The 15,867-nt window shown below is 67.2% G+C and carries 18 protein-coding genes and 1 pseudogene; 6 read left to right on the top strand and 13 right to left on the bottom strand.

All coding sequences use genetic code 11. The features are described 5' to 3' along the window. Nucleotides 1-119 precede the first annotated feature (119 nt). Entirely contained in the window at nucleotides 120-1,544 is a 1,425-nt protein-coding gene (locus B3E43_RS08125; protein WP_292028306.1) for a M20/M25/M40 family metallo-hydrolase, read from the top strand. A 59-nt stretch (nucleotides 1,545-1,603) separates the two neighbouring features. On the opposite strand, the gene B3E43_RS08120 is transcribed toward B3E43_RS08125, so the two are convergent. Both B3E43_RS08120 and B3E43_RS08115 read right to left on the bottom strand, forming a co-directional pair. Continuing rightward, on the bottom strand, nucleotides 1,604-2,290 hold the full coding sequence (locus tag B3E43_RS08120; RefSeq protein WP_292028304.1) for an MgtC/SapB family protein: 687 nt from the start codon (nucleotides 2,288-2,290) through the stop codon (nucleotides 1,604-1,606). Between the two features lie 75 nt (nucleotides 2,291-2,365). Then, nucleotides 2,366-2,761 (bottom strand): cupin domain-containing protein, encoded by a 396-nt coding sequence (locus tag B3E43_RS08115; RefSeq protein WP_292028302.1) that lies wholly within the window; start codon nucleotides 2,759-2,761, stop codon nucleotides 2,366-2,368. A 202-nt stretch (nucleotides 2,762-2,963) separates the two neighbouring features. Between B3E43_RS08115 and B3E43_RS08110 the strand changes: the two genes are divergently transcribed. Then, nucleotides 2,964-4,400 (top strand): M20/M25/M40 family metallo-hydrolase, encoded by a 1,437-nt coding sequence (locus B3E43_RS08110; RefSeq protein ID WP_414631345.1) that lies wholly within the window; start codon nucleotides 2,964-2,966, stop codon nucleotides 4,398-4,400. A gap of 128 nt (nucleotides 4,401-4,528) precedes the next feature. Here B3E43_RS08110 and B3E43_RS08105 read toward each other — a convergent pair whose 3' ends face one another. After that, the gene (locus B3E43_RS08105) at nucleotides 4,529-5,872 is read right to left on the bottom strand and encodes a hypothetical protein (protein ID WP_292028298.1); all 1,344 of its coding nucleotides are present in this window, start codon (nucleotides 5,870-5,872) and stop codon (nucleotides 4,529-4,531) included. Between the two features lie 143 nt (nucleotides 5,873-6,015). Next, nucleotides 6,016-6,789 (bottom strand): YebC/PmpR family DNA-binding transcriptional regulator, encoded by a 774-nt coding sequence (locus B3E43_RS08100; protein ID WP_292028294.1) that lies wholly within the window; start codon nucleotides 6,787-6,789, stop codon nucleotides 6,016-6,018. 131 nt (nucleotides 6,790-6,920) lie between these two features. On the opposite strand from B3E43_RS08100, the gene B3E43_RS08095 reads away from it, so the two are divergent. Beyond that, nucleotides 6,921-7,121, top strand: a complete 201-nt coding sequence (locus B3E43_RS08095) for a hypothetical protein (protein ID WP_292028292.1) — start codon at nucleotides 6,921-6,923, stop codon at nucleotides 7,119-7,121. Here B3E43_RS08095 and B3E43_RS08090 read toward each other — a convergent pair. Further along, nucleotides 7,118-7,555 (bottom strand): acyl-CoA thioesterase, encoded by a 438-nt coding sequence (locus B3E43_RS08090; RefSeq protein WP_292028290.1) that lies wholly within the window; start codon nucleotides 7,553-7,555, stop codon nucleotides 7,118-7,120. The genes B3E43_RS08095 and B3E43_RS08090 overlap by 4 nt on opposite strands. 136 nt (nucleotides 7,556-7,691) lie before the next feature. On the opposite strand from B3E43_RS08090, the gene B3E43_RS08085 reads away from it, so the two are divergent. Both B3E43_RS08085 and B3E43_RS08080 read left to right on the top strand, forming a co-directional pair. Beyond that, nucleotides 7,692-8,831 carry a zinc-dependent alcohol dehydrogenase family protein gene (locus B3E43_RS08085; protein ID WP_292028289.1) on the top strand — a complete coding sequence of 380 codons (1,140 nt, stop codon included), beginning with the start codon at nucleotides 7,692-7,694 and terminating at the stop codon, nucleotides 8,829-8,831. A 3-nt stretch (nucleotides 8,832-8,834) separates the two neighbouring features. Further along, complete coding sequence (locus B3E43_RS08080) at nucleotides 8,835-9,278, top strand: hypothetical protein (protein WP_292028287.1); 444 nt, start codon at nucleotides 8,835-8,837, stop codon at nucleotides 9,276-9,278. Nucleotides 9,279-9,281: 3 nt separating this feature from the next. Here B3E43_RS08080 and B3E43_RS08075 read toward each other — a convergent pair whose 3' ends face one another. The 7 genes from B3E43_RS08075 to B3E43_RS08045 form a co-directional block, all read right to left on the bottom strand. After that, complete coding sequence (locus B3E43_RS08075; RefSeq protein WP_292028285.1) at nucleotides 9,282-10,106, bottom strand: hypothetical protein; 825 nt, start codon at nucleotides 10,104-10,106, stop codon at nucleotides 9,282-9,284. Between the two features lie 92 nt (nucleotides 10,107-10,198). Then, a complete protein-coding gene (locus B3E43_RS08070) occupies nucleotides 10,199-11,437 on the bottom strand; it encodes a type II restriction endonuclease (protein ID WP_292028283.1) in 1,239 nt (412 codons plus the stop codon). Further along, a complete protein-coding gene (locus B3E43_RS08065; RefSeq protein ID WP_292028281.1) occupies nucleotides 11,434-11,886 on the bottom strand; it encodes a very short patch repair endonuclease in 453 nt (150 codons plus the stop codon). The genes B3E43_RS08070 and B3E43_RS08065 overlap by 4 nt, the downstream gene beginning before the upstream one ends. Continuing rightward, a complete protein-coding gene (gene dcm / locus B3E43_RS08060; RefSeq protein WP_292028279.1) occupies nucleotides 11,879-13,078 on the bottom strand; it encodes a DNA (cytosine-5-)-methyltransferase in 1,200 nt (399 codons plus the stop codon). The genes B3E43_RS08065 and dcm overlap by 8 nt, the downstream gene beginning before the upstream one ends. A 116-nt stretch (nucleotides 13,079-13,194) precedes the next feature. After that, nucleotides 13,195-13,962 carry an SseB family protein gene (locus B3E43_RS08055; RefSeq protein ID WP_292028277.1) on the bottom strand — a complete coding sequence of 256 codons (768 nt, stop codon included), beginning with the start codon at nucleotides 13,960-13,962 and terminating at the stop codon, nucleotides 13,195-13,197. A 106-nt stretch (nucleotides 13,963-14,068) separates the two neighbouring features. Continuing rightward, nucleotides 14,069-14,554, bottom strand: a complete 486-nt coding sequence (locus B3E43_RS08050; RefSeq protein ID WP_292028275.1) for a hypothetical protein — start codon at nucleotides 14,552-14,554, stop codon at nucleotides 14,069-14,071. Beyond that, nucleotides 14,541-14,762 (bottom strand): DUF2283 domain-containing protein, encoded by a 222-nt coding sequence (locus tag B3E43_RS08045; RefSeq protein ID WP_292028273.1) that lies wholly within the window; start codon nucleotides 14,760-14,762, stop codon nucleotides 14,541-14,543. Before B3E43_RS08045 ends, B3E43_RS08050 begins: the two co-directional genes overlap by 14 nt. A 169-nt stretch (nucleotides 14,763-14,931) precedes the next feature. Here B3E43_RS08045 and B3E43_RS08040 point away from each other — a divergent pair, with 169 nt between their 5' ends. Next, nucleotides 14,932-15,066 carry a hypothetical protein gene (locus B3E43_RS08040; RefSeq protein WP_292028271.1) on the top strand — a complete coding sequence of 45 codons (135 nt, stop codon included), beginning with the start codon at nucleotides 14,932-14,934 and terminating at the stop codon, nucleotides 15,064-15,066. Nucleotides 15,067-15,084: 18 nt separating this feature from the next. On the opposite strand, the pseudogene B3E43_RS08035 reads toward B3E43_RS08040, so the two are convergent. Further along, nucleotides 15,085-15,867 (bottom strand): annotated as a pseudogene (locus tag B3E43_RS08035) (elongation factor 4); the annotation flags it as partial.

Below are 15,867 nucleotides of genomic sequence, written 5' to 3'. Positions count from 1 at the left end.
CTGGCGCCGCCGAAATTCTGTTCGGACGCATCGGCGCCCCGCACGATTCATCAATTGCCGTTCCCTGGCTTGTCGGGAGACATCTGCCCTGTAACTTCGCGCGCATGGGAGAGAAACAGATGAAGCTTGGCCGCTTGTTTGCATCGGGGGCCGTGGCGGCCTGCCTGTTCGCGGGCGCCGCTTCCGCCCAGACCCCGGCTGAGTCCGCCCCGGACCAGCTGGCCTTTCGCGAACTCTTTCGTGAGCTGATCGAGACCCGGTCCAGCCTGTCCGGCGGTGAATGCACCCTGGCGGCCGAACGCATGGCGGCGCACCTCTGGGCGGCGGGATATTCCCGGGATGACGCACGGGTGCTGGTTCCGGAGAGCCATCCGAACGAGGGCGCCCTTGTCGCGGTGCTACGCGGTTCGGACCCCTCCGCCCCGGCCCTCCTGTTGCTGGCCCACATCGACGTGGTCGAGGCCAGGCGCGAGGATTGGGAGCGTGACCCCTTCGTCCTGGTCGAGGAGGGCGGCTATTTCTACGGACGTGGAACCCAGGACGACAAGGCGCAGGCCGCCATCTGGGTCGACACCCTGATCCGGCTGCGGGCGGAGGGTTTCCAGCCACGCCGGCACATCAAGGTCGCCCTGACGTGCGGGGAAGAAACCTCCGACGCCTTCAACACCCTGAGCTGGTTGCTGACCAACCACCGTGACGCTGTGCAGGCCGGTTTCGCCCTGAACGAGGACATCCGAGCCCGCCTGGACCCCGACGGAACCCGGATCGCCCTCGAAATCATGGCCGGAGAAAAAGTCTATCACGACTTCCAGCTGGAGACGACGCACCCCGGCGGTCACAGTTCACGACCGGTTCCGGGCAACGCCATCTACCGCCTCGCGGACGGATTGAGCCGTCTCGACGACTACACCTTCCCGCTGGAGATCAACGGCACCGGCCGCGCCTATTTCGCCGCCATGGCGGACGTCACGCCCCGGTATGCGGACGACATGCGCGCCGTCAGCCAGGCGACACCAGACCCCGAGGCGGCGACCCGCCTGGGCGCCATTGATCCGGTCTGGAACGGCATGATGCGCACCACCTGCGTCGCGACCATGCTTGAAGCCGGCCACGCGCCCAACGCCTTGCCCCAGCGCGCGCGGGCGAACGTGAACTGCCGCATCCTTCCGGGTCACAGCGTTGCGGAGGTGCGGGCGGAGCTGGAGCGGGTCATGGCCGACCCGGGCATATCCGTGACGTCCACGGCCGTCCCCGATCCGGTCTCTCCGCCCCCGCCGCTGACGCCGGAGTTCCTCGAGCCGATCCGGCGCGTCGCCGGCCGCATGTGGCCCGGCGTGCCCGTGATCCCGACCATGAACGTCGGCGCCAGCGACGGACGGTTCACCAACGCGGCCGGCATACCGACCTATGGCGTCACCGGCCTGTTCGCCCATCCGGACGGCGGCGGGGTGCATGGCCTGAATGAACGCATCCGCATACGATCGCTCTATGAGGGCCGCGACTTCCTGTTTGATCTGGTGAAAATCTACGCCAGCGAGCCGTAGCGCCCGGTCGCGGTGTTTATCCGGTCACCCCCCGCGGATTGACGAACAATGACCGGCCGTCACTCCTCGCGCGGCAGTATGGAGAAGCGCGCGAGGCCCGCCTCGGCGCCGAGCAGGGTCACCAGTCCGTCGACGTCGATCGGGACCTGGCCCTTCACCTTCAGATGATGCTCGTGGACGGCGCCGTCGTGGCTCATCACATGGCCGAGGCGCACCACCTTCACCCCCTTGCCGCGGAACAGATCGCGGACGGCCTGGCCCGAAGGAGCCTCGCCGCGCTTCCAGCTCAGCGTCACGTCCATCACCCCGACGTGAGGCAGTTTGGCGTCGAGCACGCGCAGCACGGCCAGCACCGCCAGGGTGGCGCCCGAGCCGATCAGGGCCAGGTCCATCATGCCGACGCCGTACAGTACGCCGATGGCCGAGGTGACCCACAGCGAGGCCGCCGTGGTCAGGCCATGCACCGAAAAGCCCTCGCGGAAGATCACCCCGGCGCAGAGGAAGCCGATGCCCGTCAGCAGGCCGTGCGACATCCGGGTCGGGTCGATCACCACCGTCTGCCCCGGCAGGGAGCTGAAGGCCCAGGTCGACTGGTGCATCGCCGCCAGCATCAGCAGGCAGGAGGTCAGGCAGACAAGGATATGGGTGCGGAACCCGGCCGGGTGCCCGTGATAGGTCCGTTCGACCCCGATCAGACCGCCCGCGGTCATGGCCGCCAGAACCGGCCATACCAGATCCCAGTTCATGGTCACAAATTCGCTCCGCTAACTGACGAATCTTCAGCCTAGCGCCGGCAGAGCTTGTCGATCAAGGACCGTGGACTACTCCGTGGTCTTGCCGTCGAAATGTTCTTCTTTCGCATCGGCCTCGGCCTTGGTGGCGCGGACCACGCCGTCGTGGTGCTCAGGCGGCCCGTAGAGGGTGTAGAGCGTCAGGAGAGCGTCGCCGGTATTGATCACATTGTGCCGCGCGCCGGCGGGCACGATGACGGCGTCGTCGTCCTTGATCGGGGTGCGCTTGCCGTCGATCAGGACCTCGCCCGAACCGGACTCGATGCGGAAGAACTGGTCGTGGTCCTCATGAACCTCCTCGCCAATCTCCTCGCCCGGCTTCAGGGCCATCAGCACCAGCTGCAGATATTTGCCGGTGTAGAGCACGCGGCGGAAGTCGGTGTTTTCGGTGGTGAGGGTCTCGATATTGTCGACGAAGCCTTGCATGGAAATTCCTTGGCCGGGGAGACGGTACGATGCCGGTCAGATCGGCATTCGCAGGATGCGATTCAAGGAGCTGACAAGCGTTCCGGACCACCGCAACGGATGTGGAAGCCTGCTGTTCCGCCGCCGCCCGTTCCGGGCTAGCGTCCAGCCCGGTAAAGGAGAGACATCCATGTCGAGTTCAGGTGGAACGGTGGTCCTGGCGATGGCGCGACCGGTTCGCGTGGTGATCGCCCTGTTCGTGGCCGCGGCGGTCACCATCGCCTTCGGAGCATTCCGCGCCCAGGCCCAGACAGCCGACCCGCGCCCCGACCAGCTCGCCTTCCGCGCCCTCTATGAAGAGCTGGTCGAAACCAACACCACCCTGTCGGAGGGCAGCTGCACCCTGGCCGCGGAGCGTATGGGCGCCCGACTGCTCGCCGCAGGCTATCCGGCCGCCGACGTGCGCGTGCTGGCCACGCCCGAACACCCGAAGAGCGGCAATCTCGCCGCTGTCCTGCGCGGATCGGACCCATCCGCGCCGCCCTTGCTGCTTCTGGCCCACATCGACGTCGTCGAGGCGAACCGCGCCGACTGGGACCGGGATCCCTTCACCCTGATCGAGGAGGGCGGCTATTTCTATGCCCGCGGCGCGGTCGATGACAAAGCCCAGGCCGCCGTCTGGGTCGACACCCTGATCCGCCTCAAGGCCGAGGGCTTCATCCCGCGGCAGGACATCAAGATCGCCCTGACCTGCGGCGAGGAAACCCCGGACGTCTGGAACGGTGTCGAGTGGCTGCTGGAGACCCATCCCGACGCGCTCAGCGCCGGCTTCGCCCTGAACGAGGGCGCGCGCAGCCGGCTCGACGACGAGGGCAACCGTATCGCCCTCGAAGTCCAGGCCGGCGAAAAGGTCTATCAGGACTTCCAGCTGGAGATCACCAATCCGGGCGGCCATTCGTCGCGGCCCCTGCCGGACAACGCCATCGACCGCCTCGCTAACGGGCTCGTGCGTCTGTGGGACCAGCCCTTCCCTCTCGAGGTCAACGCCACGGTCCGGGCCTATCTGGTCGCCATGGCGGAGATCACGCCCGACCTCGCCGCCGACATGCACGCCGTCGCGGCCGAACGGCCAGATGCAGCTGCCGCCGGACGGCTGTCCGCCGCCGATCCCGCCTTCAATGCAATGCTGCGGACCACCTGCACCCCGACCATGGTCAACGCCGGCCATGCGCCCAACGCCCTCCCGCAGCGCGCCCGGGCTAACGTCAATTGCCGCATCCTGCCCGGACATACGGCGGCCGAGGTCAAGGCCGACCTGGAGCGGATGATCGCCGACCCCGGCATCATCGTGACCCCGATCGGCGACGCCGATCCGGTGTCGCCGCCTCCGCCGCTGACGCCCGCCATTCTCGATCCAATCGTGGCCGCGGCGGCCCGGCAATGGCCGGGCGTGCCCGTGGTCCCGTCTATGGCCACGGGGGCCACAGACGGGCGCTTCACCAACGCCGCCGGCATTCCGACCTATGGGGTGACCGGCATGTTCTACGACCCCGACGGTGGCGGGACCCACGGCCTCAACGAGCGCATCCGCGTCCGCTCGCTCTACGAGGGCCGGGACTTCCTGTTCGATCTGGTGAAGGCCTATACGGCCCGGCCCTGAATTCCGATGGAGCGGCCCGGCTTGATGCCACGCCGCCCCACGCCTTCGCCCGGGGTCAGGCGCGGGACAGAGGCCGGAGCGAGAAATCCCGGTCTTGTGGAACGGCGTCCCACAAGACATGAGTCGCCCTAGCCGGTGATCGACTGCACCGTCGCCGGCGCCTTGGCCGGGGCGCGGGTGTCGGCCCCCGGACGCTCGCGTCTTGCAGCGTCGAGGGCGGCGGCGGTCATGGCCGAGTCCGCCCGGACCCGTTCCAGCTCTGCGCGCATGGCGGCGTTCTGCTCGGTCAGGGTCTGCAGCCGAGCCTGGTGTTCTTCCTGCGCCGCGCCCAATCGGGTCTGCAGTTTGGCGACGCGGTCCTCGCTCCGGCCCAGCGCCTTTTCCTGGGCGGCGAGAGACTGGGTCAGACCCTCGGCGCGGTCGACCGCGGCCAGGCGGGCCGCTTCCATGGTGATCTGCCGCTGACGTGTTTCTTCCACGGCGGCCTCGAGGCTCTGGATGCGCTCAAGCGCGCGGTCCAGCCCGTTCTGCGCCTCTTCGGCGCGGCGCTCGGACAGGCGGGCGGCAGCCTGAAGCTCTCCGAGCTGGATCGTCTGTTCGCCGTTCAGCGTCTCCAGACGCGCGGCGCGGGCGGCGGCGGTGTCGAGGCGCGCGGTCAGGGCCGCGTTCTCTGATCGGGCGGCCTCGACCTGATTCTCCATGCCGCGCAGGGCGCGAACGCTTTCCGCCTGTTCGGCGGCCGCGCGGGCGCGTTCGGCGGTCAGTTGCCCCTCGATCGACGCAGCGGAACGGGCCAGGCCGGCGACCTCGACCCCCACTTCTTCGACACGGCGTTTCAGGGCGTCGTTCTCGTCTGAGACGAGGCTCAGATCACGGCGGGCCTGGGTGCGGGCGGCCTCGGCTTCGGTCCGCTGACGCTCGACCTCCTTCAGCTGGACCCGCAGGGCGTCCTGATCATTCTCAAGCTCGGCGATGCGCTGGGCGCTGTGGCGGCCCGCGGTCTCCAGGGCGCCGACCTGTGTCTGGGACTGGGACAGGGCGCTGCGCAACCGGTCCAGCTCCAGTCGGGCCTCCACAAGGGCGGCGGCCTGGTCCGCGCCCTTGGCCCGGCTTTCCTCCAGCCGGGTCTCGGCGGTGGCGAGCTCCTCGGCGAGGCGGCGGTTCTCGACGGTCAGCGGCTCGATCCGCGCGGCCATATCGGCATGGGCCGTGCGCAGGTTGATCAGTTCGATATGGCCGTCGCGCCGGGCCTGAAATTCCTCGGCGAGCGGCTCGCGCATCTGCTTCAGCAGCGGCTCGACCATGCGGAACTGGCGCGCGAGGTCCATCAGCTGGTCCAGCCCGCCCTGGATGGTCTCGAAGCGTTCGCCGATCACGCCGGCCATGGCCTCGCCCGAGACTGCGGCGTCGCCATTGCGGCCGCGCCCGTTCGCACCCGCGAGGGCGCGGTCAATCCTTGATAAAATCGTCATGCTCAGTCCCCAACCCGGAGCACTACGGCCGCGCCCACCCCGCGGGAGCCCGGTCCATCTGCGCCATTTTCCCAACTGGTTAACGCCAACGGGAATGGCTGTCGAGTGACGGTGTTACGTGAAGGGACGCGCGAGGACGGCGGTCAGCCCGCGTATTTCGCCAGGTCCTCGTCCGAAATGTCCTCGTTCGAATAGACGTTCTGCACGTCGTCCTCGGCGTCCAGCGCATCGAGCAGCTTCATCAGGGTGCCGACCGCCTCGCCCGTGACGGGCACCTCGGTCTGGGGGCGCCAGACCAGGGCCGTGGACTTGGCGTCGCCGAGGATTTTCGACAGGGCCTCGGCCACCTCGTTCAGGTCCTCGAAGGTCGTCCAGATCGTGTGGCCCGGCGCGTCCTCATAGATGTCGGGCTTGACCAGATCGCTTTCGACGTCCTGGGCGCCGGCCTCGATGGCGGCCTCCATGACGGCGTCCTCGCTGCCGACCTCGGCCGGATAGATGATCCGGCCCACGCGGTTCCACATGAAGGCGACCGAGTTCATCTCGCTCAACTGCCCACCGTTCTTCTTGAACGCCGCGCCGATGTTGGAGGCTGCCCGATTCCGATTGTCGGTCAGGGCCTCGACGATGATGCCGACGCCGCCGGGGCCCCGGCCCTCGTAGCGGACCTCTTCCATCGTATCGACGTCGCCGCCGGCGGCCTTGTTGATCGCGCGCTGGATCACGTCGCGCGGCAGGCTCTCGGCCTTGGCGTTGTTGACGGCCAGACGCAGGCGCGGGTTCATGTTGACGTCGGGCATGCCCAGCTTGGCGGCCACGGTGATGTCGCGCGACAGCTTGGAGAACAGCTTGGACCGCTGCGCATCGGCGCGTCCCTTGCGGTGCATGATGTTCTTGTATTTGGAATGGCCGGCCATGAATTCAGTCTCTGGTCGTCTTGAGCGGTCGAAAGTCGGAGCCGCGATCTAGCGGATGGCGGCGGCGGTGTCACGGTTCAGGAACCTCTGCTGCGCTACAGCTTTTCCCCACCAGCAGACGGAGCCCCGCCATGACCGCCGAAGATGTCCTCTATGACGCCCAGGTCTACGCCGATGACGACCTCAACGAGGCCGACATCGTCGAATGGTACGAGGCCCGGCACGTCACCGTCCCGGCCGCCGTCGCCACCGGCGCCATCGTCGCTGCCTTCGCCCTGGGCGTCCTGACCGCGGTCGGCGCCCTGGCCCTGATGGGCCGGCTGGACGACTAGGCTTTCAGGCTCTCCAGAAAGCCCCGCATCTTGTCGTCCACAGGCACGGGCCGTTTGGAGTCGCGGTCGACATAGACGTGGACGAAATAGCCGACGGCCGCCGCCTCCTGCTCATTGTTGCGGAACAGGCCGATCTCGTAGCGGACCGAGCTGGTGCCGACGTGCGCCACCCGCACCCCGGCCTCGATCTCGTCCGGGAAGGCGGTCGGCGAGAAATAGCGGCAGCCGGTTTCGACTACCAGGCCGATGGTCTTGCCGTCGTGGATGTCGATGACGCCGTTGACGACCAGCAGCCGGTTCACCGCCGTGTCGAACCACGAATAATAGACGACATTGTTCACATGGCCGTAGACGTCATTGTCCATCCAGCGCGTCGAGATGGCCTGGAACCGGCGATAGTCGCTCCGCTTCGTCCGTTCGATGGTGCCGGTCATGAAGTCTCCCCTGGTGCGCTCACGCTCGCGACGCGGTCGCTCGCTGCCTGGGCGCGTTTTGATTCCGCGCGTCTCGGCGCGCCTGGTCCCAGCCTTGGGCTTGGCGGACGCGGCGTCAAGCGCCTAGCCTCCCTTCATGCAGACCATCGCCGCCGTTCTCAGAACCACGGGCGCCGCCCGCCCCTATGCCGACAGCCGGCCGCTGTCGCTCGAGACGGTGACGCTGGATCCGCCCGGCCGGGACGAGGTTCTCGTCGCCATCAAGGCCGCCGGCCTCTGCCATTCGGACCTCAGCGTCATCAACGGCGACCGGCCCCGGCCCCTGCCGATGGCGCTGGGCCATGAGGCGGCGGGGGTGGTCGAGGCGCTCGGCCCCGGCGTGACCGACCTCGAGATCGGCGACCATGTCGTCATGGTCTTCATGCCCAGCTGCGGCCATTGCGATCCCTGCGCCGGCGGCCGTCCGGCCCTGTGCGAGCCGGGCGCCGCCGCCAACGGCAAGGGCGAGCTGCTGGCCGGCGGGCGGCGACTCCACGATGCGGCGGGCGATCTCAACCATCATCTCGGCTGTTCCGCCTTCGCGGCCCATGCGGTGGTCTCGCGCCGGTCGCTGGTGAAGGTCGATCGCGATCTGCCGTTCGAACACGCCGCCCTGTTCGGCTGCGCGGTGCTGACCGGGGTGGGGGCGGTCGTGAACACGGCGCAGGTCAAGGCCGGCCAGGGCGTGGTCGTCATCGGCCTCGGCGGCGTCGGCCTGTCCTCGGTGCTGGGGGCCCTGGCGGCGGGGGCCAGTCCGGTGATCGCCGTCGATCTCAGCGAGGACAAGCTGGCGCTGGCCCGCTCTCTCGGCGCCGTCCAGACGGTCAACGCCGCCGCCCCCGACGCCGTCGAACAGGTGCGCGCACTTGCTGGCGGGACGGGGGCAGGCGGCGGGGCCGACTTCGTGTTCGAGATGGCGGGCTCGGCCGCGGCCCTCGACGCCGCCTGGCGGATGACCCGGCGCGGCGGGACCACGGTCACGGCCGGCCTGCCCCCGCCCGGGGCCGCCCTTCCGGTCAACATCGTCCAGCTGGTCGCCGAGGAGCGCACCCTGAAGGGCTCGTACATCGGCGCCTGCGTCCCCAGCCGCGACATCCCCCGCTACGTCGCCCTGTTCCGGCAGGGGCGGCTGCCGGTCGACCGGCTGCTCAGCGGCGTCATCGCGCTGGAAGGGATCAACGCCGCCTTCGACGATCTGGCCGACGGCCGCGCCGTGCGCACTGTGGTACGGTTCTGACCCATGACCGACACCCCTGCCCTCCGCCGCCTGCTCGACCTGCCCGGCATCGACGATCTGGAGCTGAAGGCGCTGATGAAGCCGCGCCTCGCCGACCCGGACGAGCTGTATGACTTCCCCGAGATCGCCGAGGCCATCGACGAAGCCGCCCGCGCCGCCTTCGGCCTGACCCCGGACGAGGCCGCCGCCGTCCCTCTCCCCACTGACTGGGACCCTATCGAGCGGCTCGACCCCGCCGACAGGGCCGAGGCCTTCGCCGCCGAGGGCTGGGACGTCCTCGACGCGCGCCGCAAGCCCCTGCGCATGCTGGGATGGTGGACCCTGCCGCTGGCGCTGGCGATGCGCGGCGTCGCCGGCGCGCTTCCGTTCCACGCCGAGCCCGACCGGCCGGTCACCGACTGGGGCTCGAACCTCAAGGCCGAGGCGACGCGGTTCCGGAAAAGGTAGGGTTCACATCCCGACCTGCCATGGATCGCCCGGCGGCGGGCTGGGGGTGACGGTCACGTCTTCGAGGTCCTCCGTCGCCGACAGCAGCCAGTCCCGCACCTCGGCCATGGCGTCGAAGCTGGACTGCGACACCGTCACCTCGCCGCCCAGCGCGCGGATCTGCGCCTCCGCCGCGTGAATCCGGCGGACCATGGCCATGTGGCGATGGGTCTGGATCTGCCGCACCTCGGCCAGCCGCCGCTGATACTCCGCCTTGATGGCCCGGTCCGGATCGTCGATCCGGTCGGGGTTGAACGCCAGCCGCCGGGCCGCCACGCCGTCATCGTCGGCCAGCACCTCGAACATCAGGCCCAGGTCCATGGTCTCGATCGACGGCCCCCCGCCCCGCGCCCGCTCGCCCAGCCGCGCATAGCTCTCGGCCAGCCCGGCCAGCGCCCTGGCCTCGTTCCACTGCCGCGCCTTCATCGCCCGCCCCGAGGCCAGCGTCGCCGCCCGCGCGAGGGCGGCGGGATCGGCGGCTTCGGGGTCGTCGGCGGGGGCGGGGGCGAAGAGGTTTTTCAGCGCGCGCTGCTCCTGCCTCTGCGGCTCGGCCCGCACCGCCTCTGCAGCCTCGACAGCCTTGGCATGTTCCCTCGCCAGCTGATCGCCGTTCCGCTTCTTGCTCCATCCCGCGCGCCCGGCCTGATAATAGACCGACCCCGGCGACACCTTCCATTTGACCGCCAGCTCCCGCGCCGTCGCGCCGCTGCGATAGGCTTCGACGACCTCCGCCCAAGTCTCTTTGCTGAGGTGATAGTGGCACGGGACGACGGGAGGGCGATTGGGCATGCGGGGAGTCTACGGCACCCCGGAGCCTTGCTGAGGTACGAGCCGCAAACGCCCGCTGCGGCTGGAATCTGAGTGTCGGAATAGCGCTTCGGTCAGCTCTTTGCCGAAGCAGCCCGCTCTTTGATCACAGCGATAAGTTCACCGACGGAAAACAACCAATCCTGCTGGTCCGGTCCATAACTGGGCTGGATCGCTTCCGGCACCACGAGCTGCAGTTCAGCAGCTCGCATCTCGCTCGTCTGATTGGATGAGATCCCTGGTTCCAGTGTCAGGAGATGCTTTTGACCTACCCTGCGTCCTTCCGAGAGCACCTGCCGCCACCGATCCTTGCAGGTCGTTTTGACGCCCAGCAGCGTTAGCGCTTTCGGCTCGAACATCGGATTGTGGTACTCGATCGCCCCTGGAAATAGGAAGTCGGGCTGCTTGTTGCCCTCTGTCCTGCCATTGCGGTCGAATTTCAGGTCATGCACCTCGAACAGGCTTGCAAGATGGTGCTCAAGCGAGAAGCCTGCCCTCGATTTACGTCGCCCGTGAACGCTGAGCGAGAACGATACAAACCCCTCAACGTCGATTTTCCCGTCGGCCTGAAAGCCTGTCTGCAGGCGCTCCTCTATCAGGTGTCGCTCGAGCGTGTGGAACATCACATCCTCGAGCTCGATCCAAGCCATCAAGGTGCTGTCCGGCTCAGTGAGCGGCGACATTTCCTGGAGCTGCCGACGAGCGAAAGCAGAAAAGGCTGCTGTGCCGGGGAACCTCGGTCCGAACTCTCTGAAGATGGGCTCCAACCACTGATCATGTGCGATCGGCACGTCGATCTCGATGGCCTCCAACACCTGCCGCGCCGCGAAGTCGAGCTGGAGTCCTGGAGATTCCCGTAGGTCGTTCTGGATCAATCGGGCGGTTGGTGGCGTGAGCCCGAACAACCACAGCAACTGCTGCTCGATGTTGCTACCGCTTCGACTTAGGAGGATCAGCAATCGCCCATCTTTGCGAAGGCAGACGAACAGGCTGTCGCCGTCGGTCGCTGCGCGCACGACCGCCTCGGATTCCGCCGTATACAGGAGCCGAGGTTCGGGGTTTCGATGTGGTTGATTTGCCCGCGAGTCATACCAGGTAGCCGTTCCATCGTGACGGACCGGAGCCTCATCGTCGGTCAGCCACATGTAGGTGCATGGCAGCCGGTGTGGCGAAGACGGCAGACCCAAAAAGCTCTGAAGGACCTTGGTTCCCTGAAACTCATGGCCATTAGACACACGGGGATCAAGTTCGGTGCCGCTCAACTTCTTCACGCCGACGCCTGAAAAGAAGTCTGCGAGGTGGCCCCGTTTCATGCTTGTCCCGTCAGCGTTAGTCGCGCTTCAGTTGAAGTGAGCCACTGCGCCACACAATCCATCAGGCGGTCAACTGGAATGCGCTCCCGCCCTTTGATCGCGCATTCCCAAACAACCGCCACCCGCCAGCCAAGATCTGCAAGTCGGGCTTCCGCCGCCCTGTCGACCTCGCAGTTCCGCCCGATCTTGGCCCGCCAGAACTCCGGCCGCGTGCTCGGCCATTTGAACAGATGGCACCCATGCCCGTGCCAGAAGCAGCCGTGCACGAAGATCACCGCCCGGTGCTTCGGCAGGCAGATATCCGGCTTGCCCGGCAGATCGCAGTGCAGCCGGTAGCGGAAACCCCGCGCATGAAGCGCCTTGCGGATCAGCAGTTCCGGCCTGGTGTTCTTGCCCCGGATGCCGGACATCATCCGGCTACGGGTCGCCGGATCGACGACGTCAGCCAAGCCCGGCCTTCGGCCGTTTCCCGAGCGCGCGGAAGAGGTGCGGCTTCATATGTTCGGCGACGGCTTTCACGGCCGGCACCACAACAGAATTGCCGAACTGGCGATAGGCCTGGGTGTCCGACACCGGGATGATGAAGTCCGCGCCTCGCGGCGAGTCGAAGCCCATAAGCCGGGCGCATTCGCGCGGCGTCAGGCGACGTGGGACCTTGCCGTCCTGTTTGATCAGGATCTCCGACCCGTCCTTGTGATAGCGGGCGGACAGGGTCCGGGCGACATCCTCCGGACCGACCAGACCAAAGCCGAAGCCGTTTCCGGCGGCCCGGTGCTTTTCCTTGTAGCGCTGCAGATAGGCCCAGAGGTTGTCGGTCAGGGTGTATTTGTCGGCAACCCGGCCGGAGTTCCCCAGCGTGAAGCGCTGGTCCGGGATCTCGGAGTCGTCGCCTTCGCGATGGAGAATTTCCGCCAGCTTCGGCGCGGCGTCAGGCAGCTTCATATCGGCGAAGCGGAAGCCCTGGTCCTCGCGGAATCCGACGATGAAAATCCGTTCGCGGTGCTGCGGCGTCCAGTAGCGACCGTCGATGACCCGGAAGTCGATTTTGTAGCCGAGCTCTTCGGTCAGCACGTCCTTAATGGTCTGGAACGTCTTGCCCTTGTCGTGGCCGACGAGGTTGCGGACGTTCTCCAGCAGGAAGGCCGCCGGGCGATGGTGCGCGATAATCCGCGCCACATCGAAGAACAGGGTGCCTTGGGTCTTGTCCTCAAACCCGTGCGCGCGGCCGAGGGCGTTCTTCTTCGACACGCCCGCGATTGAAAACGGCTGGCAGGGGAAGCCCGCCAGCAGGACATCGTGCGCCGGGATGTCGGCGACCGCGACCTTGGTGATGTCGCCGTTGATCTCGTGATCGTCGTCCGGGAAATTCGCCCGGTAGGTCTGCTGGCTAAATTTGTCCCACTCGGACGTGAAGACGCAGCGACCGCCGATGGATTCGAACCCGCGACGCAGTCCGCCGATGCCTGCGAACAGATCGATGAAGGTGAAGTCAGCCGGCGGCTGATCCTTGCCGCCGTGCAACAACTTCAGTTTGGGCTGCGGCGCTACAGGTGTGACCGGGCCATCGATGATGCCCAAACGCACAGCCGTGTCGGCAGTCGCCTGTCCGGCCTGCTTCACCATAAGGGCATACTCCGACACGGCGATTCCGCTTGTTGAGGGTGGCAGACTGGGGAGATTCTGCCAGGAGAACAAGTCAGGAACAATGGCTTACCTACCCAAGGCTGCCAGGTTTCGCCGCTTCTACCGGACCGCCCCTACCTGATCTTCACCCCCACGCCCTTCTCGCCGCCCGGCTTGCTCACGCTCACATCAAACACCTCGCCCCCGAACGCCAGACCGCGCACGGCGCGTTCGCACAGGGCGACGATCTCGTCGGCGGGCTGTTCGGTGCGGATGTCGAGGAACCAGCCCATCATCCGGGCCTCGTTCCAGCGGGCGCGGGCCAGCCAGGCCTCGTCGATCTTCAGGTCGCGGAACGCCACATTGAGGCGGCCGATCAGGCCGATGGGCTGCTGGGGCTCGGGGATGTCGGCCAGCTCGACCGTGCCCGAGGGACGGCCGACGAAGGACGGGAGCGGGGCGTGGGCCAGCACGGCCTTGATCTGGTCGGGCTCCATCATCAGGCCCTTGCCGCCGGCCGGGTTGAGCAGGATCACCGTGTCCTTGAGCATGTCCAGCAGCTTGCGGCCCTGCATGGCCAGGACGCGGGTGTCCTCGCCGAACATCTGGCCGGCGCGGCGCGGGTCGGTGAACAGGGTCACGGTGTTGCGGCCGTCGTTGAGGACGACGCCGCGCAGGATCAGCTGCTCGCCCGGACGCAGCACCTTGGCGCCGTCATCGCCGGGGGTCCCGCCGGGGCTGTCGGGCTCGGGCACGGCGTAGAGATCGGCCTCGAGCATGATCTGCTCGAACTCGCCCATCTGCGATGCGTCGGCCAGACCGGCGTAGAGCAGCTCCTCCAGCGGGTTCATCGGATTGTCGGTGAAGGTGATGGGGGTCTGGGCGGGCGTGGCGTCGGTCATGGGTCGGGCTCGGAATCGAAGGGTCGGACACAAGAGGGGAGCGGGGGCGTGGCGTCAATCGGGGGGCTGGCTCCCCCCCGACGATCGCCAGACGTCCGACAGCCGGCTAGCGGACATTGGAGATGGAGTTCTTCACCGTGTCGTGTTTGGTCTTCATGATATTGGAGACGGCCGTATAGGACCGGTTCTCGTGCTGCATGGACGACTGTAGCCGCAGATACTGGAGCTCGAACCGGGCTGCCGAATCCCGCAGGGCCTGCGCATCTAGGGCGGTCGACGACATCGACCGAAGCCGGCGACGCTCGTCCATGATCACCGCCAGCGCCTCGACCGCGTCCGACAGGCCATCGACCCAGGCGCTCTCTTCGGGCGTCTGCGCCAGACCGCGCATCTCGGTGATCGTCCGGCGGGCGAGGGCGATGGCCCGCGCCTCCTCCTCCGCCAGACCCCGGGCCGCCGCGCCGGTCGCAGGCTGGCTGAAGCGGCTTGTCGCCTGCTGCGCTGCGGCGGGGGCCGTGAGCCCGAGCGACAGGGCCGAGAGAAGAATGATCAGTCCGCCACCCGTGCGCATCGCGCCGCTATTCGGCAGCATAGGCGTGGCCGTCCTTGCCTGCGCTCGGACGGGGGGCCTTGCTCCACTCGCCCGGCGCCAGAACCTTGCTGGCCGACAGCAGTTCGAGGCCCACAACCTGATTGTCCGCATTGTAATCGAGCACGAAGGGGCCGGCGTCGGCGCCCTCGACCGGCCGCTCGTCCGACAGCTTGATGTAGAGCGCATCAGCCTCGGGATCGTAGGTCATTTCAATCGCCATCGGGCGGTCTCGCGTCTCGGTCGGGGAAGGCCGACAGAACCCGAATATGATCGCTTTCCTCGACACACGCCACCCTGAGGTAGCGTCCGGCAAGTTCAGGTGGCCGCCCGAAACGCCGCTCGATGCCGGGTCGTGGGTCAGGTTCGGCCCACAGTGGATGTCGAACAGCGTCCACCACAGCCGGTTCGGACAGGCCGTAGCGAGCCATGCGGGCGAGGGCGTGCTGGCGCAGAATGATCGGTTTCATGACGCCATCGTCGCCACCTTCGCCTGGCCCTCAATGCACGTTTAAGAGGTGCTCCCCAAGCGATCAATCGTCATCCATCTTCAGCGCCGCGATGAAGGCTTCCTGCGGGATCTCGACCTTGCCGAACTGGCGCATGCGCTTCTTGCCGGCCTTCTGCTTCTCGAGCAGCTTCTTCTTGCGGGTGGCGTCGCCGCCGTAACATTTCGAGGTCACGTCCTTGCGCAGGGCGCGGACGGTTTCGCGGGCGATGATCTTGCCGCCGATGGCCGCCTGGATCGGGATGACGAACAGATGGGGCGGGATCAGCTCCTTCATCTTCTCGACCATGGAGCGGCCGCGCATCTCGGCCCGGCCGCGGTGGACCAGCATGGACAGGGCGTCGACCGGCTCGGCATTGACGAGGATGTTCATCTTCACGAGGTCGCCGACCTTGTACTCGCTGAGCTCATAGTCGAACGAGGCATAGCCCTTGGAGATGGATTTGAGGCGGTCGTAGAAGTCGAACACGACCTCGTTCAGCGGCAGTTCGTAGACGACGAGGGCGCGGCTGCCGACGTAGGACAGTTCGATCTGCTGGCCGCGGCGGTCCTGGCAGAGCTTGATGACGCCGCCGAGGTATTCGTCGGGGGTCAGGATGGTCGCCTTGATCCACGGCTCGCTGATTTCCATGATCTGCATCACGTCGGGCAGGTCGGCCGGGTTGTGCAGCTCGATCTCGGAGCCGTCGCGCAGGCCGATCTTGTAGACCACCGACGGGGCGGTCGCGATCAGGTCGAGATTGAACTCGCGGCTGAGGCGCTCCTGGATGATCTCGAGGTGCAGCAGGCCGAGGAAGCCGCAGCGGAA

The organism is Brevundimonas sp. UBA2416 (genome assembly GCF_002343105.1).
In the GTDB taxonomy this organism is placed as follows: domain Bacteria; phylum Pseudomonadota; class Alphaproteobacteria; order Caulobacterales; family Caulobacteraceae; genus Brevundimonas.
This window is presented reverse-complemented; position numbering and strand designations above follow the sequence as displayed.

What these genes read in the sequence shown, in the direction of transcription:
- B3E43_RS08125 (WP_292028306.1), top strand. Translation starts at nt 120, where the DNA reads ATGAAGCTTGGCCGCTTGTTTGCATCGGGGGCCGTGGCGGCCTGCCTG.
- B3E43_RS08120 (WP_292028304.1), bottom strand. Translation starts at nt 2,290, where the DNA reads ATGAACTGGGATCTGGTATGGCCGGTTCTGGCGGCCATGACCGCGGGC.
- B3E43_RS08115 (WP_292028302.1), bottom strand. Translation starts at nt 2,761, where the DNA reads ATGCAAGGCTTCGTCGACAATATCGAGACCCTCACCACCGAAAACACC.
- B3E43_RS08110 (WP_414631345.1), top strand. Translation starts at nt 2,964, where the DNA reads ATGGCGCGACCGGTTCGCGTGGTGATCGCCCTGTTCGTGGCCGCGGCG.
- B3E43_RS08105 (WP_292028298.1), bottom strand. Translation starts at nt 5,872, where the DNA reads ATGACGATTTTATCAAGGATTGACCGCGCCCTCGCGGGTGCGAACGGG.
- B3E43_RS08100 (WP_292028294.1), bottom strand. Translation starts at nt 6,789, where the DNA reads ATGGCCGGCCATTCCAAATACAAGAACATCATGCACCGCAAGGGACGC.
- B3E43_RS08095 (WP_292028292.1), top strand. Translation starts at nt 6,921, where the DNA reads ATGACCGCCGAAGATGTCCTCTATGACGCCCAGGTCTACGCCGATGAC.
- B3E43_RS08090 (WP_292028290.1), bottom strand. Translation starts at nt 7,555, where the DNA reads ATGACCGGCACCATCGAACGGACGAAGCGGAGCGACTATCGCCGGTTC.
- B3E43_RS08085 (WP_292028289.1), top strand. Translation starts at nt 7,692, where the DNA reads ATGCAGACCATCGCCGCCGTTCTCAGAACCACGGGCGCCGCCCGCCCC.
- B3E43_RS08080 (WP_292028287.1), top strand. Translation starts at nt 8,835, where the DNA reads ATGACCGACACCCCTGCCCTCCGCCGCCTGCTCGACCTGCCCGGCATC.
- B3E43_RS08075 (WP_292028285.1), bottom strand. Translation starts at nt 10,106, where the DNA reads ATGCCCAATCGCCCTCCCGTCGTCCCGTGCCACTATCACCTCAGCAAA.
- B3E43_RS08070 (WP_292028283.1), bottom strand. Translation starts at nt 11,437, where the DNA reads ATGAAACGGGGCCACCTCGCAGACTTCTTTTCAGGCGTCGGCGTGAAG.
- B3E43_RS08055 (WP_292028277.1), bottom strand. Translation starts at nt 13,962, where the DNA reads ATGACCGACGCCACGCCCGCCCAGACCCCCATCACCTTCACCGACAAT.
- B3E43_RS08050 (WP_292028275.1), bottom strand. Translation starts at nt 14,554, where the DNA reads ATGCTGCCGAATAGCGGCGCGATGCGCACGGGTGGCGGACTGATCATT.
- B3E43_RS08045 (WP_292028273.1), bottom strand. Translation starts at nt 14,762, where the DNA reads ATGACCTACGATCCCGAGGCTGATGCGCTCTACATCAAGCTGTCGGAC.
- B3E43_RS08040 (WP_292028271.1), top strand. Translation starts at nt 14,932, where the DNA reads ATGTCGAACAGCGTCCACCACAGCCGGTTCGGACAGGCCGTAGCGAGC.